At 48.4% G+C, this 1,236-nt stretch carries 1 protein-coding gene and 1 pseudogene; both read left to right on the top strand.

Annotated features, from left to right (window positions below):
* Positions 1 to 150: pseudogene (locus tag R7P72_RS24935) on the top strand (type II secretion system protein GspE); the annotation flags it as partial.
* On the top strand, positions 150 to 1,236 hold a 1,087-nt coding region (gspF, locus tag R7P72_RS24930; RefSeq protein WP_318110949.1), incomplete at its 3' end, for a type II secretion system inner membrane protein GspF. The pseudogene R7P72_RS24935 and the gene gspF, both read left to right, overlap by 1 nt.

Below are 1,236 nucleotides of genomic sequence, written 5' to 3'. Positions count from 1 at the left end.
CAAGAGCTGATTCACCGCGAAGCAGGTGAGCAAGAAGTGGAAAAAGCCGTTCGTAATCATACGCCAAGTATTCGTAGTGATGGTCTAAGCAAAGTACGTCGTGGTATTACGTCACTTGAAGAAGTGATGCGAGTGACGAAGGAAGCGTAATGGCAGCATTTGAATACAAAGCGCTGGATGCAAAAGGCAAACAAAAAAAAGGCACGATTGAAGGGGATAACGCTCGTCAAGTGCGCCAACGACTGAAAGAACAAGGAATGATCCCTGTTGAGGTCGTGGAAGCCAAAGCAAAGGCGGCTAAGTCTTCAGGCTCAGTGGGCTTCAAACGTGGTATCAAAACGGCTGAACTGGCTCTGATCACGCGTCAATTATCCACACTTGTTCAATCAGGAATGCCTCTTGAAGAGTGTCTTCGAGCAGTTTCTGAACAAGCAGAAAAGCCTCGAATTCGCACCATGATCGCTGCAGTTCGCTCCAAAGTCACCGAAGGTTACCCATTGGCAGATAGCCTAGGTGATTATCCACACGTCTTTGACGAACTGTTTCGCTCTATGGTCGCCGCGGGTGAAAAATCTGGACACCTTGATACGGTTTTAGAGCGCTTGGCGGAGTACGTCGAAAACCGTCAGAAAATGCGTTCTAAGCTGTTGCAAGCGATGATCTACCCTGTCGTATTAGTGGTGTTTGCGGTGGCGATTGTCTCGTTCTTGTTGGCGACCGTGGTACCCAAAATCATCGAGCCGATCATTCAAATGGGGCAAGAGTTGCCACAGTCAACGCAATTTTTGCTGGCGGCTAGTGAGTTCGTCCAAGAGTGGGGGCTGATTATCTTTGTTGTGCTAGTAGTTTGTTTTTATGGCTTAAAACTGGCGTTGCAAAAACCAGATTTTCGCTTGTCTTGGGACAGAAAAATCATCAGCTTGCCGCTCGTCGGTAAGATTTCTAAAGGTCTCAATACCGCTCGTTTCGCTCGTACCTTGTCGATTTGTACTTCAAGTGCGATCCCAATTCTTGAAGGGATGCGAGTGGCGGTTGATGTGATGTCGAACCGTTACGTAAAGCAGCAAGTGTTGATTGCTGCAGACAACGTCCGTGAAGGGGCAAGCTTGCGTAAAGCTCTGGATCAAACCCGTCTATTCCCACCGATGATGCTGCATATGATCGCCAGTGGTGAGCAGAGTGGTGAGTTAGAAAGCATGTTGACGCGTGCGGCGGACAACCAAGACCAAAACTTTG

The sequence above is a fragment of the Vibrio sp. Vb0888 genome (assembly GCF_033338835.1).
In the GTDB taxonomy this organism is placed as follows: Bacteria; Pseudomonadota; Gammaproteobacteria; order Enterobacterales; family Vibrionaceae; genus Vibrio; species Vibrio alginolyticus.
Note: the sequence above shows the minus strand (reverse complement) of the source record. Positions and strands in the feature narration are given on the sequence as shown.